Origin of the sequence: Acinetobacter sp. ANC 4204, from assembly GCF_002135205.1 — a bacterium.
Lineage (GTDB): Bacteria > Pseudomonadota > Gammaproteobacteria > Pseudomonadales > Moraxellaceae > Acinetobacter.
The window spans coordinates 469,003-490,214 of the sequence record NZ_NEFZ01000002.1 but is presented as its reverse complement, the minus strand read 5'-3'; the positions used below and the strand labels follow the sequence as shown (position 1 = coordinate 490,214).

Sequence of the window (21,212 nt, the reverse complement as noted above, 5' to 3'; positions counted from 1 at the left end):
TTGTATGGGAAGCCTGTCGAGATGATAGGCTTCCCGTTTTTATGGTAATAACAAGCAAGGAAATATTGTGCGATTAACTTATTTGATGCCTGCGCCTTTTAAACAAGCCTTATTGACTGCAGTTATTTTACAAACGATGCATGCCTATGCAGAAACGACAGAATATCAACTTCCTATTATCACTGTCCAAGCGGTACATACCGATAGCGAGTTGTTATCGACTTCTGCATCTATTCAAAAAGTCCAAGCGGTTACAGTACAAAACAATACCAATGTGAATCTATCCGAAGTTTTACAAGGGGTTGCAGGCTTACAAATCAATAACCGTGAAAACTATGCGCAAGACTTACAGATTTCGATGCGTGGCTTTGGCGCTCGTTCGACTTTTGGCGTGCGTGGCATTCGAATGTATGTCGATGGTATTCCTGCGACCATGCCTGATGGCCAAGGGCAAAGTTCTAATATTGACCTCAATAGTTTAGATCACATCGAAGTACTGACAGGGCCATTTTCATCTTTATATGGCAACTCATCAGGGGGAACCATCTTAGCTGAGAGCAAAGAAGGACAAGGGAAAGACTCAATTCAAGTGGGACTCAATGCAGGCAGCCACCATAAGCAACAAGCCAATATCCAATTACAAGGGGGTTCCGAACAGGCCAATCAGCCCGCTTATGTGATTAGTTCTTCTTATTTTGATACCGATGGTTTTCGAGACCATAGTGCAGCACAAAAAGTACTGAATAATGCCAAACTGACATGGAACTTAGAGGATGGCAGTAAAATCAACTGGGTGATGAATCGTGTCGATATTGATGCTGACGACCCACAAGGCCTCAGTCGTGAGCAGTGGAAAACCAATCCGAAACAAGTGAATGACCGTACAAATACTTATAATGTCCGTAAAGAAATTGAACAAACCCAAACAGGACTGACCTGGACGAAGCCATTAAATGACCAGCAAGAGCTATATAGCATGTTCTATTTGGGCAACCGACAAGTCGTACAATATCAGTCGATTCCAAAGGGGCCACAAGCCAATGCTCGCCATGCAGGTGGTGTGATTGATTTTGACCGAGATTATTATGGCGCAGATTTCCGTTGGACTGGGAAAGCACTTTTACCGAATACAACTTTGGTTGCCGGTGTGGCTTTAGACCGAATGACGGAAGACCGTAAAGGCTATAACAATTATAATAATCAAGGGAAATTTGGCGTGAAAGGTGATTTACGCCGTAATGAAAATAATACCTTATGGAATTTAGATCCGTATGTGCAGGCCTCATGGCAGTTCTTACCCACATGGCATCTTGATACAGGCTTACGCTATAGCAATGTACATTATGAGTCGGAAGACCATTACATTGTAGCTGGCAATGGTGATGACAGTGGTTCAACGGATTATCAAAAACTATTGCCATCTGTGGCTTTAGGCTGGGAAATTTTACCTGAACTCTATGCTTATGCCAGTTATGGCAAAGGCTTTGAAACCCCAAGCTTTACCGAAATGGCTTATCCTACATTGGCCACATCGGGAATTAATTTCGATTTAAAACCTGCAAGTAGTGATACCTATGAGCTTGGGTTAAAGTCTCAAAATGCATTTGGTCTGTTTACATTGGCTGTTTTCAATACTGTCACTAAAAATGACATTGTGCCTGATGATGCCAATGCGGGACGCAATACATTTCGTAATGCAGAACAAACCTTACGACAAGGCGCTGAGCTGGCTTGGCAACATCAGCTTTGGCAGGATTTAAAACTTAGTGCAAGCTATAGTTATTTAGATGCCACTTTTGATGCCGATATTGCAGCAACTAGCACCAAACCTTTGATTGAAAAAGGGACATATATTCCCGGAATTGCCAAAAACCAAGTGTTTACCCGTATTGCATGGCAACCTGAGCAAGGCTTTCAAGCAGGCTTAGAAGCACGTTATATGGATAAAATTTATGTCGATGATCTCAACTCAGATACGGCACCAAGTTATACCGTTGTGGCTGCAAATGTCGGCTACTTATGGGTAAACCGTGACTGGAAAGTAAACAGCTATGCTCGAGTCGATAACCTGTTTGACCGTAACTATGTTGGTTCAGTGATTGTGAATGACAGCAATAGTCGTTTCTTTGAACCGGCCGATGGTCGAAACTTTAGCGTTGGCATGAGTGTGACTAAAGCCTTTTAATGAAAATGGTTTGGCTAGGCAAAAAATACGGCATAGCCAAACCAGATGAATTGCGCCATACGACTGCAATATAACGCTTTTGTATGGGCACTTAGTCTATTTATGAATTGCTTTGATATTCCTGAATCACTTCCAGTGCAGCGCGGAACGCCTCTTGAGTTGCAGGTGCGCCGCAATAAGGCAAACTGTGCAGAAGGACTTCTTGAATTTCTTCAACCGTTGCACCGTTATTTAGCGCACCACGAACATGGCCTTTGAGTTCTGTTGGACTCTTTTGTGCCGTCAAAAATGCAATGGTAATTAACGAGCGATATTTACGTGGTAAAACACCTTCACGTTGCCATGTTGAGCCCCAAGCATGTTCATTAATCCAGTCCTGCAAAGGTTGGGTGAAAGGTACAGTATTGTCTTGAGCACGTTTAACAAAAGATTCGCCCATGACTTCTGTGCGAACTTTTAAACCATTTTCATAATCTTGTTGTGACATGGGAACCTCTGGATGTGGAATGCAAATATAGTAGCCGAGCGGATTAGTTTTTCATCAGGTATTTGAGTTAAAAAATGTGCGCAGGAGTCATCATTCGGTAAATTCGAGAATATCGAGAGATAGACTTGGTCAAGGTAATGATGGTTTTATGTTGGATTTAAAGGCTATAAAGAAGCCTTTTGCTAACTGATTTTTTTGATTGATCCCAATAACAAAGCAGCCGAAGCTGCTTTGAATGATGTCGTTTTTGTACTTAAGCGGCTTTAAAGTCATTAATGATCAGTGTTAAACCAGTCGCCTTTTGGATTTGTTCTAGGCTCACATCGCGTGCCAGTTCAACCAGTTTCACCCCTTCAGCAGTGATATCCATCACACCTAAGTCAGTAATGATACGGCTAACGACAGCTTTACCCGTGAGTGGTAGGGTACATTGAGGCACAATTTTTGGCGTGCCATCTTTGGCGCAGTGTTCCATGAGCACCACAACTTTTTGTACACCAGAGACCAAGTCCATTGCACCGCCCATGCCTTTGACTTTTTTACCCGGAATCATCCAGTTTGCCAAGTCGCCCGTTTCAGAGACTTCCATTGCACCTAAAATAGCAATATTGACATGACCACCACGAATCATGGCAAAGGATTCTGAGCTTGAGAAAAATGCAGCCCCTTTGCGTGCGGTGACAGTTTGTTTTCCTGCATTAATCAAGTCTGCATCGACTGCATCACGGGTTGGAAATTCATCAATACCGAGCAAGCCATTTTCTGACTGCAACCAAACATTGATCCCTTCGGGTAGATAATTGGCCACTAAGGTCGGTAAGCCAATACCTAAGTTGACATAAAAACCATCTTCGAGTTCAAGGGCAGCACGCTGTGCCATTTCATTACGTGTCCAAGCCATGATTAAGCTTCCTCTGCTTTAATGGTCAGTTGTTCGATCTGCTTTTTGGGGGTGGCATTCAGTACCACACGGTTGATGTAGATCCCCGGTAAATGGATGTCATCTGGATCAATTTCACCAATTTCAACCACTTGTTCGACTTCAGCAATGGTGAATTTGCCTGCCATAGCACAGTCAGGGTTAAAGTTACGCGCGGTTTTACGGAACACTAAGTTACCCGCTTTATCGGCTTTGTAGGCTTTGACTAAAGCAATGTCCGCAGTGAGAGACATTTCTAAAATATGTGGACGACCATCAAAGTCACGAACTTCTTTGCCTTCGGCAATGAGAGTGCCTACACCTGTCTGGGTGAAAAATGCAGGAATACCTGCACCGCCTGAACGTAGTTTTTCTGCGAGTGTGCCTTGTGGTGTGAGCTCGACTTCAAGTTCACCATTCAGATATTGGCGCTCAAACTCTTTGTTTTCACCGACATAAGACGCAATCATTTTTTTAATTTGTTTGGTTTCTAATAGTTTGCCTAAACCAAAGCCATCTACACCTGCATTATTTGAAATGCAGGTTAAACCTGTGACACCTGTTTCTTTTAAGGCATCAATTAATGCTTCTGGAATACCACAGAGGCCAAAACCACCAACAGCAATAGTTTGATTATTGGCAACCACATCGGCCAATGCTTCGGCTGCATTTGCGACAACTTTATTCATCCTTTATTTCCTGATCTTCCTTGCTTGTTATTTTTTTAGCATTGCACTGCTTTTTTTAGAAATTGAATCTTTCTAATGTGTAATAAAAAAAACTCATTAATCATTAATATTAAAGAAGGAAAAAGAGAGAATTAGGTGCGAAGAATACAAAATGCCTTAAATATTTAAATAATTATAAGCATTTGATTCATAAGGAATAGGAACAGAGATTCATCTTTAAGGATAAAAGTGAGGCTTTAAAAATGATGCCAAAGTGTGGTTTCAATAAATTGGGCTGAAATGTTGGACAGTTCATAATCTTTTTTATAAATAATGCCCACCGCCAGTTGAGTTTGGTTGTCGTCAATTTCAATCAACACATTTTTTTCAAGATCAATGAATTTCTGAAAATGCCGTGGAATCGCACTGACGCCCATGCCATAGGCAACAAAGTGAGATAGGGAACTGATTTGGTGGCATTCGACTTTCAAATCCAACACCACTTGATGCGCAGCACACTGTTCCTCAATTACATGTCGAATAATCGAGGGGTTTTGTAAGGTCACAAAAGGGTAAGAGCAGAGTTCCAGCCATGTCACGCTTTTTTGTTTGGCTAAGGCATGGTGTTTGGGTAACAGAGCCAAAAAGTCTTCATTAAATAAGGGCTGGAAAATCAGTTGATCATTCGGTTTAGGTTCAAAACAAATGCCAATCTCAAAAATGCCTTCTTGAACTTTTTCAATAATTTTTTCATTGGTAATGTCATGGATGGAAAAACTGATGTTGGGGTGTAATTGTGAAAAATCATGCATGACTGCGGGGAGTACCGCATGGGTGGCAAAGGGCATTGAGGCAATATTTAAAGTGCCACGGTTGAGTTTAAAGCGCTGTTTGACATCTTTTTCCATATCTTCCCAGTTAGCCAGAAGCTTTTTGGCATAGGGAATCAGGGACTGACCTTCGGTGGTGATTGCTACCCGACGTGTATTGCGTTTAAACAGTTTTCCACCGAGTTCCTCTTCTAGCGTTTTAATACTTAAGCTGAGAGCGGATTGGCTCAGACACAGTTCATTGGCTGCATTGGCATAATTAAGCGTACGTGCAAGGACTAAAAAGGCTTTTAATTGTTTGAGTGTCATGAGCTTCCCTGAGCAATGATGCAACACGATGTCGAATGAAAGTGAACGTGCTTTTCTCCAATGGTTTACATGAAAAATACAACAAGAGGTCAAAATAGATCAAGTGATGAAAGTAAATGTGGTTTTGATTCGATGGGTCAAAGCAGTATAAGCCGAACAGCGTGATAGTCTGTAAAAATATGTTTTAACTAAATGAAAAATATAAAAATTGATTATTTTGTGTGATTTCGAAATTTTACCTTTAACTTGATACAATTAGTTTGATCAGTCTTACTAGGGCATGGATATTAATCAATTTTTCTTCTTACTCAATGATTATTTTCAAACAATGTGCGGGTTTATATGCATTATAGTCTGACCCATAAGCTGAAATATTAATGCTCTGATGAATAAATATAGTACACAGATCAGAGTGCACATAGACATCTCGTCATGATGGAAAATAGACGGTCTATGGATACGTATAGGGTACTTTCAGTACAGGTTGATTGTACTGTGACTCAACTACATTTGACATCATTCGCCATTAATATCACAGCACATCAAGACATATTTTCTTTAAGGATGGAGTAAAAAATATGTGGGATTTGGGTGTAATTTTATTGTCTCTTGGGCTACTGATGTATACAGCCTACAGAGGTTTTTCTGTAATTCTTATGGCACCGATTTGTGCCTTGTTGGCGGTTTTACTGATTAACCCTGCTAACGTTTTGCCTTTTTATTCAGGCGTGTTTATGCCCAAAATGGTTGGGTTCATTAAAGATTATTTCTTGGTGTTTTTACTCGGTGCCATCTTCGGTAAAGTGGTTGAAATGTCAGGAATTGCCGAATCTATTGCCAAAACCATTGTCAATCTGATTGGCTCTAAAAATGCGATGTTAACTGTTGTGCTGTTGGGTGCAATTTTAACCTATAGCGGTGTCAGTCTCTTTGTGGTGGTATTTGCCGTTTATCCATTTGCAAATCAACTCTTTAGACAAGCCAATATTCCAAAGCGTTTGATTCCAGGAACCATTGCCCTTGGTGCATTTACCTTTACCATGGATGCCTTGCCAGGAACCCCACAAATTCAAAACGTTATTCCAACCACATTCTTTGGTACGGACATTTATGCGGCACCGTTTCTTGGTTTGATTGGTGGTGTATTTGTTCTTGCTACAGGTTTGAGCTATTTAGAATGGCGTCGCCGTGTAGCCGCTCGAAATGGGGATGGCTATGCCACAGGTATTGAGCTGACAGAAGCCGAGCAACAACAACTGAAGCAAAACTTAGATACCACATCAAATGGTTCTACCGTGCGTCAATGGTTAGCTTTTGTACCGCTTATTTTAGTTGCCGTGACCAATAAGTATTTATCAACCGCGATTAAAGAATGGTATCCAAACGGTTTCGACTTTAATGCGATTGGACTTGCAGCCTACACGGTCGATGTTGCGAAAACTTCTGCCATTTGGGCCGTGGGCTTGGCTTTGATTGTGGGCATTATCACAGCCATTTCATTTGACTTCCGCCGTGTCTATACGGGCTTCAAAGATGGCGTTAATGCCAGTATTGGCGGGTCTTTACTTGCAGTGATGAATACTGCATCTGAATATGGTTTTGGTGCGATCATTGCGGCCTTACCAGGCTTTGCGATCATTAGTCATGCATTGGGTAATACCTTTACCAATCCGCTGGTCAATGGTGCAGTCACCACGACAGTTTTAGCAGGCGTGACAGGTTCAGCTTCTGGTGGGATGAGTATCGCCCTAAGTGCGATGGCCGATCAGTACAATGCTGCGATTCTAGCCATGGGAATTCCACCCGAAGTTATGCACCGTATTGTTGCGATGGCATCAGGCGGTATGGATACCTTACCGCATAACGGTGCTGTGATTACCTTACTTGCAGTCACAGGTTTAACCCATAAACAATCGTATAAAGATATTTTTGCTATCACCATTATTAAAACCATCGCGGTATTTGTTGCCATTGCTGCCTTTACTTGGTTTGGTATTGTTTAAGACTTTGGAATGAAAAAAGAAGACAACGGAGTACATGATGAGTCAACTGTTAAAAGATAAAGTTGCATTTATTACTGGTTCAGCCAGCGGTATTGGACATGAAATTGCAAAGAAATTTGCCAGTGAAGGTGCCAAAGTTGTCATTTCTGATATGAATGCAGACAAGTGTGCTGAAACGGTTACAGCTCTTCAAAATGAAGGTTTTGAGGCTTTGTCTGCGCCTTGCGATGTGACTGATGAAGACGCGTATAAAGCTGCGATTGAACTGACTCAGCAAACCTATGGTCGTTTGGATATTCTCATCAATAATGCAGGTTTTCAGCATGTTGCAGTGATTGAGGACTTTCCAACCGCAGTCTATCAAAAGTTGATTAATGTCATGTTGGTGGGGTCGTTCATTGGTATCAAGTACGCATTTCCTATCATGAAAGCGCAGCAGTTTGGTCGTGTGATTAATATGGCTTCGATTAATGGTCTGATTGGCTTTGCTGGCAAGGCTGGCTATAACAGTGCTAAGCATGGTGTGATTGGTTTGACCAAAGTTGCGGCTTTAGAGTGTGCGCGTGATGGTATTACGGTGAATGCGCTGTGTCCGGGCTATGTCGATACACCGTTGGTACGTGGTCAAATTCATGACTTAGCTAAAACTCGAAATGTCAGCGAACAAAGTGCATTAGAAGACGTAATTTTGGCGATGGTGCCACAAAAACGCTTACTCAGTGTAGAGGAAATTGCGGATTATGCGATCTTCCTTGCCAGTGATAAGGCGGGTGGTGTAACGGGTCAAGCCGTGGTGATGGATGGCGGTTATACCGCGCAATAACTTGCCTCAGCATAGGTTTAAAAATTAAAAAGCCTCGGATGTTCGTATCCGAGGCTTTTTTATAGTGCCCGATTTTGTAAAAGTACCCAACTAAAAATCATTGTGAAACGTGATAAAAATATCTAAGTACCAAGAAAATTTAAAGTTTGTGTGCTGTTGTAATCTTAATTAAATATCTGCGGTGTATGGTTCAGCCATCTTTAGATGGGTTGATGCCATGCTCGGTTCTCTTGAAAAATTCCAATTAAAAACAATCAGCGTGGCATGTATAAGTTTCAGCGCTTTATTGCTTACCGCTTGTCAAAGTACGACGATAACGCGAAATCAACAGGCCAATACAGCGCAACAGCTCCAACAAGAAAAAGTCCAACAACCGAAACGTGTGGTCTTTTTCTTGGGTGATGGTATGGGCATTACCACGCTTACCGCTTCACGTATTTATGCTGTTGGTGAAGATGGTCAGTTGGCGATTGATCGGCTGCCTGAGTCTGCTTTTGTTCGTACCTTTTCTGAAGATGCACAAGTCACGGACAGCGCACCTTCGATGGGCGCATACATGACCGGTGTGAAGATGAAAAACGAGGTGATCTCGATGCAGACAGGGACAATTGCGGTTGAACCTGACTCAGTAGGAAATAACCAGTGCGCGACTAACCCACAAAACAAAAATAAGCAAAACACACAGACTTTACTCGAATTAGCCAAAGCAAAGGGTTGGGGGACAGGGGTTGTGACCACGACGCGGATCACGCATGCCACGCCTGCATCGACTTATGCGCATATATGCCACCGTGATGCTGAAAATGACATTGCATCACAGTTGGTGCCGAGTTCAAAAGGCGATGATTATCAACGCTATAACCTCAAACTCAAAGATGGAGTCGATGTAATTTTGGGTGGAGGTAAGCGTCAATTTTTGCCTAAAGATGCAGGTGGAGAACGTACTGATGGGCGCAATCTAATTACCGAGATGCAAAAGGCAGGCTACCGCGTGGTTTTTGATGAAAACCAACTCTCCCAAGTGCAACTGGCGAAAAATGAAAAATTATTGGGTTTATTTAATCACAGCCATTTAAATTACGACTTGGATCGCACCAAGAAAAACTTGGCAGAGCCAAGTCTCAAGCAAATGACGCTGTCTGCTTTAGACATCCTGACGCAAAATAAAAAAGGTTTTTTCCTGATGGTGGAGGGCGGGCGTATAGATCATGCGCTGCATGACACCAATGCCAAACGTGCTTTACAAGACACGATTGCCTTAAATGATGCTTTAGAAGCAACCATTCAAAAGCTTAAACAAAGTGATCCTGAACTTAAAAATACACTGATTGTAATCACGGCCGACCATGATCACACCTTGGTTTTAAATGGTTATGCCAAGCGTACAGGAAAATACGTCGAAGGTAAGGAAACCAGCGTGCTTGGATTGGTAAAAAATTATGACCAAGCGGGCTTTGCTCAAGATATTCATGGTCAACCTTATCCGATTATCGGTTTTGGTACGGGCAAAAAACGCCCCACTCAAAACCGTATGGATGACTTGGTACTGAACTTAAAAGACACTGATGTCTGTCATCCAGTACAAGGGCCAAAGGCACCGCAAGGTGAAAAATATAGTTTCACCTATCCTTTGGCTGAAACGGGTTGGTGTACGGGCACTGCTGCGGATGATTTCCAACAAGAAGCTGTGATTCAAACGGGCTATAAAGATAAAGAAACGCATGGCGGTGCAGATGTGTTTTTAGGTGCAATTGGTCAGGGAGCCGATCAGTTCTCAGGTAGCCTTGAAAATATTGAGGTCAATCACCTCATTCGTAAGATCACAGGCTTATAGCAGAGGGATATCACATGAAACATACTTTAAAAACCATCCCATACATGATGCTTCTGCTTACAGCGTCGATTTCTTCAAGTGCTTTGTATGCTGCTGACACCACAGTTACACCGACGAAAAGCGTTATATTCTTTTTAGGCGATGGCATGGGACCAACCACAGTGACGGCAAGTCGTATTTATGCTGTGGGGGAAAATGGCAAACTGGCCATGGACAGCATGAAGCACGCAGCACGGATTAAAACCTATTCTGAGGATGGTCAAACCACAGATAGCGCTCCCTCTATGGGCGCCTATATGACTGGGCAGAAAAATAAAAATGAAGTGATTGCGATGACAACAGGAACGGTTGCGGTCGAACCTGAAGATGGAAAATTGCCGAATGGCAAAAGCTTAGCGAAAGCCATCAACCGTTGTCCAGAACAGGGCCGTAGTATGGTCGCAGGGATGCCTGCGTTAAGTATTTTAGAACTGGCAAAAAAGCAGGGAAAAGCGGTTGGTGTAGTGACGACGACTGAACTCACCCATGCCACACCTGCGGCAACCTATGCACATATCTGTCATCGTGATGCGCAATACGATATTGCGCTTCAAGCTGTTCCAAAAGGTAAAGCTTATAATCCAAACTTATTGGATGGCATTAATGTCCTTATGGGAGGCGGCTTAAATCACTGGACGCCTTATGATGCAGTCTCCAACCCCAAAGGGCGCTTGGATGGTCGTGATTTATTGGCAGAGTTTAAACAGCAGGGTTATCAAACCGTTTTAAGCCAAAGTGATTTGGCACAGACGGTCAATACTCAGAAAATTTTCGGCGTATTCTCCACACAGTCGCATTTAAATTTTGATTTGGATCGACTCAAGAAGAATATAAAGACTGAACCGAGTCTGGCGGCGATGACCAGTAAAGCGATTGATGCACTGCAAGCACAGAGTCATGGACAAGGCTATTTCTTGATGGTTGAGGGTGGGCGTATTGACCATGCGCTACATGCCAATAATGCCAAACGGGCATTGCAGGAAACCAAGGCATTTAATGATGCAATTCAAACTGCACTGGATAAAGTGGATTTGAGCAATACCTTGATAGTAGTGACGGCAGACCATGACCATGTGATGACCTTTAATGGTTATGCCGCACGAACGGGCCAAACGACGGAGACTAATCCAGGTATTTTGGGGCTGAGCTATGACTATAATATTGCAAAAGAGCAAAATGCTTACAGCAAAGTGCTGGCTGATGGCCAAGTACATAATCCATACCGCGATGTAAATGGGGCAACAGGAACGACGCTCGTTTTTGGAAATGGTACGGGTAAACGTTTAGATATTCGTGACAGTATTAGCAACGAGCAAGCCTTTGCCGACGACTATAAACAAGAAGTCGGGGTACAACTGGCGAAAAGCGAAACACATGGCGGCGGAGATGTGATGCTGTTTGCTGAAGGAAAGAATTCAAATCTTTTCAAAGGCACACAAGAAAATACATGGGTATTTGAGCAATTGAAAAAGGCATTTGGATTCTAATGGATATAAGATTAATACGGCCGTTCAAATTCAAAATGAAGTTCTTAGCATTGTCTTTCAGTTTGCTCAGTCCATGGGTATGGTCGGCCGATGAATATCGTATTGATTATCAGATTGAACGGTTGGATGCCAATGGGGTCACGACCATTCAAAAATACAGTGAGAAAATGATTCGAGATGCGCAAAATATTTGGATTGAACGTTTAAACACTCAAACGCATGCTGACGAAGCCCAGACACATAGCAACGCTCATGTGTCTGCCAAAACAGACACCCATGAGCATGCGAGTTTTGACAGTGCAATTCAGTGGATGCAGCGCAAAGATGTAGTCGGGCAAGCAAACGTAGAAAGTCCGTTTCAGCGTTTTTATATTTTGCCAGATGAAAAAATGCGGGTGCAATTGCAGGATGTCGATCAAGAAATGCTAGGGATGAAAAACTGTTGGCGCTGTGAATATAGTTTGATTCATCCTGACATTTTAAAGCGAGCACAATTGATTCAACGTGATCCGAAGTTAGCGCATTATCAAATACGCAGTGCTGGGCAAACGTTGAATATTATATGGAATGAACAGGATCAACTGGTTCAAAAATATGAATTGCTCAAACCGACCTCTGGCTCTGCCAAAACCTTTACCGTGCGCAAAATTGGCCAACATGTTGCTACACCTTGGACGCAAACAGAAAAATACAGCGAACGTGACTATGCGGACTTTAGTGATTAGCCGATGGGTTTTTGACTTTTAATTCCGACGTTACAATAGCAATATCCGTGATTTTTTTGGGGAAAATAAGTGGTTAGGACTGTGCCGCTTGTACTGTTAAACCACTCCAACGTTTAAATGCACGTCGAAAATTAGTGGCATCGTTAATTTGTAAATACTGAGAAATCTGTTCAGTTTTAAAACCATGTACACGATATAAAATGATGGCGGTATGCAAACGACTTTGATCGAGTTGCGCCTGAAAATGGGTCTGATGCTTTTTCAGTTTACGTTTTAAGGTGGCAGAACTCATTTGAAAATAATCAGCAGTTTGTTCGAGTTGAATATTATTTTGAATATTTTGCATGAAGTATTGATGCAAACTGAGCAAAAAACTCTGTTGAATATTTTGAGCTGTCATTTCTTTCAGCGCATGTTGATAACTGATCGCAGCTAAGGTCGAAGAGGCATTGGGAAGTTTTTCATGGACCAAGTCACGAGGCAGGCTCATCATGTTGATCGGGCGATTAAATTCTAAAGCACTGCCTAAATGCGTCCAATATTGTTCAATATAATCCGGTTCAGAAAAATTAAATTCGAATTTCCACGCTAACTTGGTTTGATACAGTTGACGGCTAAATGCTTGTATTGCACTCATTGCACTTTCGATTAAAAAGCGATTTTCAAGCTTGTTTTCATCTAACCAATAAATATGAATATGGCTTTGGCTGTACATGAGTCGAGGGCATAACCACGGTGAAACAGACGCGGAAAATGTTAAATAACGGCTAAGCGCTTCATCGAAGGTCGATGCATACAGCATGGATTTAATGGCGTCATTAAAGGGGGTGGTTAGGCTGCGTTGACCGAATAAAAAACTGATGTCCTGATTGCGAAAACACTGCTCAGCATTTGTTAGAACCTGTTGTAACTGTTGCTGGCTAATCAGCTTTTGCCCTGAAAAGATATCTTCCAAGAAAATACCGCTACCACTGAGTAGGACGTGATGTTCGACCTCATGGCTGACTGCTAAATCAATTAAAATAGACAATTGATGATGCGCAGGAATGTAGCTGTAGTCGCATTCAAAGCTCATACCGTGACTCGCTTTGGTGAGTAGTATTGCTTCACTTGGAGCAATTGCTGATTTAAGGCACTCAAAAGTTGCTGAGCAGTTTGGTATTGCCCGACTGAACAGCAGGTCGTGAGTGCTTTTAAAGGAATGTGTGCGGACAGATCACGTTGATAATAAGCACTGACCATAAGCATGCGCTCAAGTTGAGCTGCTATTTTTTCAGCCTGTTGTAGCTTCGTCTCTGGTAACAGCATAATAAAACGATCTCCTGCGAAGCGGCAGAGCAGGTCTTGTGGTCGTAAGTTTAAGCTAATCAATTGTGAAACATGCTGTAAAATAGATGTGCCTTCATCAAAACCATGTGTTTGATTAATCTGATTAAAATTATGCATATCTAACAATATGACGGACATGTCGCTGGGTTCATGCAAGTTTTGCTCAATTGCAGCTTTGAGCTGTGTTTTAAAGTAATGCGCATCGGCCAAAGGGGTGAGTGCATCGAATAAACGATGATCCCGATAAATACGTTCTCGTTTTTGCATGTGTTTAGAAATCGCCAGTTCTTCTTGATGCCAAAAATAAATCCCGATGGTAAATAGGCACAGTCCAATTGGAAAAGGAATGGACTCAAGCCATGCATCCCACATGATTTCTTTAGGTAGGCGAATAAACTCATCTAAGCTGTCCATCCACATATGGAAAAAAATAAAACACAGTCCATAAAAGATATAGTTGGTTACACGGCCCAAAGGACGGCTTTTAATAATAAAGAAAATCCAAATACCAATAAAAACAGTTGCTCCCCCTTCACCTAAAATATCGACCCAGTTCCATTCAGCAAACGACTTGCTCTGTCCAAGTAAGATAAACAACCACAGGGATAAGCTACAGGCAGTCGCTACACATAACAAAGGCCAGCGGTAGTAAGCAAAGTATTTAGGCATAGCATTTTTTGAAATGATTTATTTTCGCCCAAGCTAAACAGATTTAGATGACAGTTTGATGGCAAAGGCTAGAGTCAAAATAGATCAGTGTATTTTTGCTTTTTGAGAATAAAAATGCTGAAAAACCCTATCTTTGTGGTGAATATGCATCATTCTGTATGCTCAGTATTTTCTCTATACAGATCAAATTAGCTCACTTTTTGCTGAAAATGGCCAAAAATAAATAAAAAGGGCAGATCGTAAAAGGCACTGTCACATCATGTTCACATTCAATTTCTATTGTGCGTTCAAACCACGCCACTTTGGCTTGAGGGGAAGAACATAATGCAAAATAATCAGAGCCGTTTCATGAAACATAAGCGTGCGGGTTTTCAGCTCAGTACACTGGTCCTGTCAATGCTGAGCATGACGCATCTACATGCCGAAGATAACACGGTGGAATATGTACAGGTCATTGGCCAAGCTGCAAGTATGGATAAAGCACTCAAAGAACAAAAGCGTGCCGACCAAATCAGCAGTGTGGTACATGCCGATGGCATTGGACAATTACCCGATGACAATGCCGCAGAAGCTTTGCAACGGATACCGGGTGTATCTACAGAGCGTGACCAAGGCGAAGGACGTTTTGTTTCGGTTCGTGGTTTAGGTGCTGACTTAAATGCAGTGACCATCAATGGTACTTTGGTTCCCGCGCCTGAAAGCGATCGCCGTGGCGTGGCATTGGATGTCTTACCATCAGAGCTGGTGCAGTCTTTGGCTGTGGTGAAAACGCTGACACCAGATATGGATGCCAACTCATTAGGCGGTACGGTGCAAGTTGAAAGTTTATCAGCCTTTGACCATGACGGTTTGTTTTATACGGGAACGGTTGAAGGTGGTTATGATGAAAAACGGGAAAAATATAGCCCTAAAGCATCGGGTGCCATCAGTAACCGTTTCAGTGTTGGTGAGGGGCAAGACAACCTTGGGGTAGCGCTGGCACTGAGTTATCAAAACCGAAAATTTGGCTCGGACAATGTTGAAACGGGTGGGGCTTGGGATGGCGACGCACTTGAAGAAACCGCAATGCGCCAATATGACATCGAGCGTGAGCGCATTGGTGCAGGGCTGAATTTTGATTACCGCCCCAATGACACAGGCGAATACTATTTAAGAACGTTATATAGCCGATTTAAAGATACCGAATCGCGTCAAGAAGTTTCAGTTGAATTTGCCGATCCACAACTTGCAGGGCAAAGTGGAGATGCCGAAGTCACTCGCTCATTAAAAAGTCGTGTTGAAACGCAAGAAATTCAGTCCTTTGTTTTAGGGGGCAAGCAAGGTTTCGGCACGTGGACTGTTGAAGGCCAACTCGGTTATAGCGAAGCATCGGAGGAAAACCCAGGCGGTATTTCAGGGGCGAAATATAAAGCTGAGTTTAGCAATGTTGGCTTTAGCAGTACCCAAAAGCCAGTTGTAACGGCAGATCAAGATTTTTATGATGCTGCCAACTATGAGCTAGATTCGGTGTCGTGGGAAAAGTCTAAAACCACCGATAAAGAATACAACGGTAAATTAGACTTTTTAAAAGACTATATGTTGGGGAATTATGCTGCTGCATTGAAGTTTGGGGGCAAAATCAGTCAACGTGAGAAAACCAATAATACCGATGAGTGGAAATATAAAAACCTCAGCACATCAAGTTCAGATTTCAATTCAAACAGTCACTATGAACTGGGACAGTTTGGTCCAAGCATCAATGAAAATGCCATTCAGGACAAAATAAATGGGCTAAACGCTGCTGACTATGTGGTTGCGGATGGCTCCATCATTAATGACTTTAAGTCAAATGAAGACATACAAGCGGCTTATGTCATGAATACGATTGATTTGGATCAATTGCGTGTGATTGCTGGTTTACGTTATGAAAATACCAACTTTGAAGCACGTGGTTTTGAGTTTAATGATGATGTGATCACTGCGACCAAATATGAAAATGACTATGATCATTGGTTGCCAAGCTTACATTTGCGTTATCAATTGGCGGACAATACCTACCTGCGTGCGGCATGGACCAATAGTGTCGTGCGTCCGAACTTTGCGCAAAGTGCGCCAGGTGTTTACATAGATGGTGATGAAGCTGAGTTTGGTAACCCAATGTTAAAGCCTTTAGAGTCTTCTAACTTTGATTTGGGTGTAGAAAAGTATTTTGGCAAAGCCAGTATGGTGAGTTTTTATAGTTTTTATAAAGATATCGACAATTTTATCTATAACACCAATATTGCAGGGACAGGTCAGTGGGCTGACTTTGATGAAGCTGTGACTTATAAAAATGGTCAAAGTGCCAAACTCTATGGAATGGAGTTTGCCTATTCACAAAAATTTGACCACTTAGGAGCACCATGGAACGGGTTCTTGTTGGGTTTAAATACCACCTTTAGTAAGTCAGAAGCGGATATTGATTCGATGAAAGATGGTGAACTTCTGAATCGTCGTATTCATTTGCCAAATCAGTCGGATGTGGTGGCGAATGCGATGCTTGGCTGGGAAAATGAACGTTTTGGTGTACGACTTTCAGCAAATTATAAATCGAGTTATCTGTATGAACTTGGTGACATTGATACGCCTGAAAAAGATATTTATACCGATGACCAAATCTTCCTTGATTTTAGTAGTCATGTGAACTTATCTAAAAACTTACAGCTCAAGTTTGATGTACAAAACATCACCGATGAGCATTATTACAACTATGCAGGTTCTAAGGCTTATAACGCGCAATATGAAGAGTATGGCCCAGCTTACAAACTGGCACTGACCTATACCCATTTTTAAGTCGAATTAAATTTAGTACTCAGGTTTGCTCAACAGAAGCAGACCTGAGGTTCCTTGCCCAATTTTGAGTATCTCTATGAAATTTTCATCTTTTAAATGGTCTGCTTTAAGCAGTTGCTTGCTGTTATTGAGCGCATGCAGTCAGCACAGTGTGCCTCAAGCTCCGCAAAGTAGCCAGTCGTTAAGCTCGGTTGAAATACCAATAGATCAGCCTATGGCAGCGAAGTTGCAATTACGTGAAGTCGACATGAATGGGGCGAAAACTGAGGATGTGCAATGGTTAACCTTGAGTGCATGGCCTGAAGTTGCCGCACTGTTGAGCAGTAAAAATAAAGGGCTACAAATTTTAGATGATCAACAAAATGTACTACATCAAATTCAAGGTCAGTTTGGGCGTTTTGATTATCGGATTGGTTCGGAGCGTTTATTGATTGCTGCGTCGAATTTGCAACAACAGCAAATTCAACTGATGAGCATGAACTTAAAAAATAAAGCATGGGACAAGCCTAGTTTTATTCCAAAGCGTTCATTTAAGTCTGAAGATGTTTGCCTATATACCGATGCTCAAGGGCTGAGTTTTGCTTTTTTAGTAGGTGAAGAGGGGCTTGGTGAACAATGGTTGGTGGCTCAGCATGAGAAGGCTTTGGTTCAACCACAGTTGGTACGCCGTCTCAGTTTTCCACCTGCTAGTAGTGTATGCAAAGTGAATGATGCCACAGCAGAGTTGTTTATTAATGAAGCGAATGTTGGCATTTGGGCATATCCAGCTCATTCTGAAGCAGACATGGTGCGTCAGGCGGTGGATCTCGTGCAACCCTTTGGTTCGATTCAAGGTTCACCTTCTGCAATTGCGATTGTAGATGATCATGTCGCGGTACTCGATGCAGAAAAACCTTTGCTTTATCGTTATCAAAAGCAAGATAAGCAATGGAAAGCACAGCCGCCTTTACAACTAGACACGGTGAAAGAAGCAGAGACTTTGAGTGTTCAAGGTAATTTAACTGATAAATCCTTGCTGATTTTAGATGATAAAACCGTGAAAGTGACAGATGTGGAATGGGAAACGCAGACCCAGACCAAAGCCCAAAATATCATCACTATTCCAGCAGAAGTGCAGACGGAGGGCGTGCCAAGTACAGGGGATGCGGCTGATGATCCTGCAATTTGGCATAACGCTGCACAGCCGAGTCAGTCCCGTATTTTAGCGACAGATAAACAAGGTGGTCTACAGGTTAACGACTTACAGGGCAAAACGGTACAGTACTTGCCTGTAGGGCGATTGAATAATGTCGATGTACGCCACGGTTTTAAATGGGGCAATCAGACAGTCGATTTGGCTGTCGCATCAAACCGAGATCATAACAGCCTGCATCTCTTTGCGATTCAACCCAAAACGGGCAAGGTTTCTGTGCTTGGCGAGTTAGCAACCACATTGGATGATATTTATGGCATTTGCATGTACCGCGATGCTCAAGGGGAAATTTATGCCATTCCCAACGATAAAAACGGGACTTTTGTTCAATACCACATCACGGCTGCACAGCAAAAATTAAGAGCTGAAGAAGTACAACGTTTTTCAGTGAAAACTCAACCTGAAGGCTGTGTCGTAGACGATGCCACAGGGCGTATTTTCTTGGGTGAAGAGGATGTCGCGGTGTGGGTAAAAGATCTCAACCCAAAAACTCAGCTTCCTATGCAGCAGGTGATAGGTGTAGGAGAGGTGATGCATGATGACATTGAGGGGATGGGACTTTATCACGGCAAAAACCAAAGTTATTTGGTGGTTTCAAGCCAAGGCAATGACAGCTTTGTGGTACTTGATGCCGCTGCACCTTACACGGTTCGTGGCGCATTTCGTATCGGCATCAATACCGACAAAGGCATTGACGCTGTGTCTGAAACAGATGGACTAGATGTGAGTTCCCTAAATTTTGGTGGCAAATGGAAGCGAGGCATGTTGGTGGTGCAAGACGGACGTAAACGTATGCCTGAAACCAATCAGAACTTTAAATATGTGCCGTGGGAAAAAATCGCCCAAGCGCTGCATTTGGACTAAATAACTCTTTAGTAGTTTAGTACCTGAGTGAGTACATGGGCTGCTAAAGAATCACAGCCCATTTTAAAAATATATATGTACTGCACCATGCAGTAAAAAAATTGGAGTGCGTTATGCAAGCAACGATGGATCAAATGTCAGTTTGGATGTTGATTAGCCATGCCAGTGTGTTGGTAAAAGTAGTGATGTTGATTTTGGTTTTATCCTCAGTCGTAAGTTGGTATTTAATCGTGCGTCACGGCATGTTACTTCGTGGACAAGAGCAGCTTTGGAACCGTTTTTTAAAGAATTTTAGACAGCAAAAAGATCTCAATCTTTTACAGCAAGATTACCAACAGCCTGAACAACAAAAAGGCGTTGTCAGCATTTTTCAACATGGGGTGGATGAATACCATCAATTGATCAAAGATGAGCAACTCACCACAAGTGATGTGATTGATGGGGTAGAACGTCGTTTACTCAGTAGTATCAGTGAAGAAGAAGAAAAGCTTCAGCAGAATCTAACCTTTCTCGCAACAGTTGGTTCAGTCAGCCCTTATATAGGCTTATTTGGAACGGTCTGGGGCATTATGAATGCGTTTATTGGACTGTCTGCCGTTGAACAGGCAACCCTCAATACAGTTGCACCAGGGATTGCAGAAGCGCTGATTGCGACAGCTATTGGTTTATTTGCCGCTATTCCTGCGGTCGTGGCGTATAACCGCTTTTCGGCACGTGCTGACAAGCTTTCCAGTCGTTATTACGGTTTTGCCAATGAGTTGCAAACGCGTATTTATCGTTTGTTGGGGCACACTGAGCGCACTTCGCGTTAAGGAGCAAGAACCATGATTAAGCGTCCTCAAAAATTAAAACCCAATGCTGAAATGAATGTGGTTCCTTATATTGATGTCATGTTGGTGTTGTTGGTAATTTTTATGGTGACTGCACCAATGTTGACGCAAGGCATTCAAATTGATTTGCCTAAAGTGGATGCCAATGTCATGCCCGCGTCACAACAGCAGCGTATTGTAACCTTATCTATTCAAGCCAATGGCCAGTATTACTGGAATATTGGATCAGAAGTGAATACCGAGAAAGTTACGGATCAGGCCATTGATTTAGCCACTATGCAACAAAAGCTCGTTCCGATTATTCAAAAAGATAAAAGCTTACAGTTTTATGTACGTGCCGATCAGGATGCTGATTATCAACTGGTTGCACAGGCCATAGCATCCTTGCAAAAAAGTGGGGTAACGAACTTGGGGCTAGTGACAGAGGAACCACAATCATGATGGCAACCGTTTCCAAAATTAGGTTTCGTGATCAAGGCCTAGCTCTGTCGGTCACGGCTGGATTGCATATTGCGCTAATTGCATGGTTATGTACGGTTGAGATGCATGAAACATTGGCGGAACCCAAGCCGAAAACCATTCAATTACAATTTGTGCAAATACCCCCTCCAATCAAACAACAACCTGAACCTAAAAAGCCTGAGCCGATAGTCGAAGAAAAACCCTTACATGAGCCTGTCAAAAAACAGCTTGAGAAACCTACTGAAGTCCAACCGAAAACCACCAAGAAGTTTGTAGAGTCACAGAGCAACAAAATTGTACCTACAGCGGCTAAACCGACACAGCAAGTCGTGACGGAAAAGCAAACGGCAGCAGCGGAATCTCAGAAAACAGTAGATACGCAGTCTCAAGCGGATATACCAACTCAGACGAAGACCCAGAAATCAGTAGAACCTAAAGCACAAACTCATCCTGAATCATTTGATGTTAAAAATTATCAACCTGTTACAAAAATAGCACCAGCTTACCCTGAACAAGCTTTGGATCGTAAGCTAGAGGGGGATTGTACGGTGGTGTATAGCGTGAACGAAAAAGGACGGGTAGAAAATCCAAAGGCACAAGGCGACTGCCATCCGATGTTTGTACGACCTTCGATTCAGGCTGCTCTCACTTTTAAATATCAGCCTCGTCTCGTCGATGGCAAACCGACCAGTGTGTCGAATGTTAAAAATACCTTCCAATATCGCATCTCAGGTTAAACCGAATGT

General features: G+C 42.5%; 17 protein-coding genes. 11 read left to right on the top strand and 6 right to left on the bottom strand.

Going from position 1 to position 21,212, the window contains the following annotated elements:
* The first annotated feature begins 85 nt into the window (after nucleotides 1-85).
* Entirely contained in the window at nucleotides 86-2,185 is a 2,100-nt protein-coding gene (locus B9T36_RS06170) for a TonB-dependent receptor (RefSeq protein ID WP_086208639.1), read from the top strand.
* Nucleotides 2,186-2,285: 100 nt separating this feature from the next.
* On the opposite strand, the gene B9T36_RS06165 is transcribed toward B9T36_RS06170, so the two are convergent.
* The 4 genes from B9T36_RS06165 to B9T36_RS06150 all read right to left on the bottom strand — a co-directional run bounded on the left by B9T36_RS06165 (nucleotide 2,286) and on the right by B9T36_RS06150 (nucleotide 5,398).
* Nucleotides 2,286-2,672, bottom strand: a complete 387-nt coding sequence (locus B9T36_RS06165; RefSeq protein WP_004981378.1) for a carboxymuconolactone decarboxylase family protein — start codon at nucleotides 2,670-2,672, stop codon at nucleotides 2,286-2,288.
* Between the two features lie 253 nt (nucleotides 2,673-2,925).
* The gene (locus B9T36_RS06160; protein ID WP_086208638.1) at nucleotides 2,926-3,573 is read right to left on the bottom strand and encodes a CoA transferase subunit B; all 648 of its coding nucleotides are present in this window, start codon (nucleotides 3,571-3,573) and stop codon (nucleotides 2,926-2,928) included.
* A 2-nt stretch (nucleotides 3,574-3,575) separates the two neighbouring features.
* Entirely contained in the window at nucleotides 3,576-4,280 is a 705-nt protein-coding gene (locus B9T36_RS06155; protein WP_086208637.1) for a CoA transferase subunit A, read from the bottom strand.
* Between the two features lie 236 nt (nucleotides 4,281-4,516).
* Nucleotides 4,517-5,398 (bottom strand): LysR family transcriptional regulator, encoded by an 882-nt coding sequence (locus tag B9T36_RS06150; RefSeq protein WP_086208636.1) that lies wholly within the window; start codon nucleotides 5,396-5,398, stop codon nucleotides 4,517-4,519.
* 578 nt (nucleotides 5,399-5,976) lie between these two features.
* On the opposite strand from B9T36_RS06150, the gene B9T36_RS06145 reads away from it, so the two are divergent.
* The 5 genes from B9T36_RS06145 (at nucleotide 5,977) to B9T36_RS06125 (ending at nucleotide 12,309) form a co-directional block, all read left to right on the top strand.
* A complete protein-coding gene (locus B9T36_RS06145) occupies nucleotides 5,977-7,401 on the top strand; it encodes a GntP family permease (RefSeq protein ID WP_086208635.1) in 1,425 nt (474 codons plus the stop codon).
* Between the two features lie 37 nt (nucleotides 7,402-7,438).
* Complete coding sequence (locus tag B9T36_RS06140) at nucleotides 7,439-8,224, top strand: 3-hydroxybutyrate dehydrogenase (protein ID WP_086208634.1); 786 nt, start codon at nucleotides 7,439-7,441, stop codon at nucleotides 8,222-8,224.
* 217 nt (nucleotides 8,225-8,441) lie between these two features.
* On the top strand, nucleotides 8,442-10,058 hold the full coding sequence (locus tag B9T36_RS06135) for an alkaline phosphatase (RefSeq protein ID WP_086208633.1): 1,617 nt from the start codon (nucleotides 8,442-8,444) through the stop codon (nucleotides 10,056-10,058).
* 14 nt (nucleotides 10,059-10,072) lie between these two features.
* A complete protein-coding gene (locus B9T36_RS06130; RefSeq protein WP_086208632.1) occupies nucleotides 10,073-11,584 on the top strand; it encodes an alkaline phosphatase in 1,512 nt (503 codons plus the stop codon).
* Nucleotides 11,585-11,619: 35 nt separating this feature from the next.
* A complete protein-coding gene (locus tag B9T36_RS06125) occupies nucleotides 11,620-12,309 on the top strand; it encodes a hypothetical protein (RefSeq protein ID WP_228146973.1) in 690 nt (229 codons plus the stop codon).
* A 73-nt stretch (nucleotides 12,310-12,382) separates the two neighbouring features.
* Here the strand turns inward: B9T36_RS06125 and B9T36_RS06120 are convergent, their stop codons facing one another.
* Nucleotides 12,383-13,384 carry a helix-turn-helix transcriptional regulator gene (locus B9T36_RS06120; protein WP_005234808.1) on the bottom strand — a complete coding sequence of 334 codons (1,002 nt, stop codon included), beginning with the start codon at nucleotides 13,382-13,384 and terminating at the stop codon, nucleotides 12,383-12,385.
* The gene (locus B9T36_RS06115; RefSeq protein ID WP_086208630.1) at nucleotides 13,381-14,307 is read right to left on the bottom strand and encodes a diguanylate cyclase domain-containing protein; all 927 of its coding nucleotides are present in this window, start codon (nucleotides 14,305-14,307) and stop codon (nucleotides 13,381-13,383) included. Before B9T36_RS06115 ends, B9T36_RS06120 begins: the two co-directional genes overlap by 4 nt.
* Nucleotides 14,308-14,631: 324 nt before the next feature.
* Here B9T36_RS06115 and B9T36_RS06110 point away from each other — a divergent pair, with 324 nt between their 5' ends.
* The 5 genes from B9T36_RS06110 to B9T36_RS06090 all read left to right on the top strand — a co-directional run bounded on the left by B9T36_RS06110 (nucleotide 14,632) and on the right by B9T36_RS06090 (nucleotide 21,203).
* Complete coding sequence (locus B9T36_RS06110) at nucleotides 14,632-17,118, top strand: TonB-dependent receptor (RefSeq protein ID WP_086208629.1); 2,487 nt, start codon at nucleotides 14,632-14,634, stop codon at nucleotides 17,116-17,118.
* Nucleotides 17,119-17,194: 76 nt separating this feature from the next.
* Nucleotides 17,195-19,174, top strand: coding sequence for a phytase (locus tag B9T36_RS06105; RefSeq protein ID WP_086208628.1), 1,980 nt, complete (start codon nucleotides 17,195-17,197; stop codon nucleotides 19,172-19,174).
* A gap of 113 nt (nucleotides 19,175-19,287) precedes the next feature.
* Nucleotides 19,288-19,986 carry a protein TolQ gene (gene tolQ / locus B9T36_RS06100; RefSeq protein WP_049590884.1) on the top strand — a complete coding sequence of 233 codons (699 nt, stop codon included), beginning with the start codon at nucleotides 19,288-19,290 and terminating at the stop codon, nucleotides 19,984-19,986.
* A 12-nt stretch (nucleotides 19,987-19,998) separates the two neighbouring features.
* Nucleotides 19,999-20,445: a protein TolR gene (gene tolR, locus B9T36_RS06095; RefSeq protein WP_086208627.1), complete on the top strand. Its 447-nt coding sequence runs from the start codon at nucleotides 19,999-20,001 to the stop codon at nucleotides 20,443-20,445.
* On the top strand, nucleotides 20,442-21,203 hold the full coding sequence (locus B9T36_RS06090; protein ID WP_228146972.1) for an energy transducer TonB: 762 nt from the start codon (nucleotides 20,442-20,444) through the stop codon (nucleotides 21,201-21,203). The genes tolR and B9T36_RS06090 overlap by 4 nt, the downstream gene beginning before the upstream one ends.
* The last annotated feature ends 9 nt before the right edge of the window (nucleotides 21,204-21,212 follow it).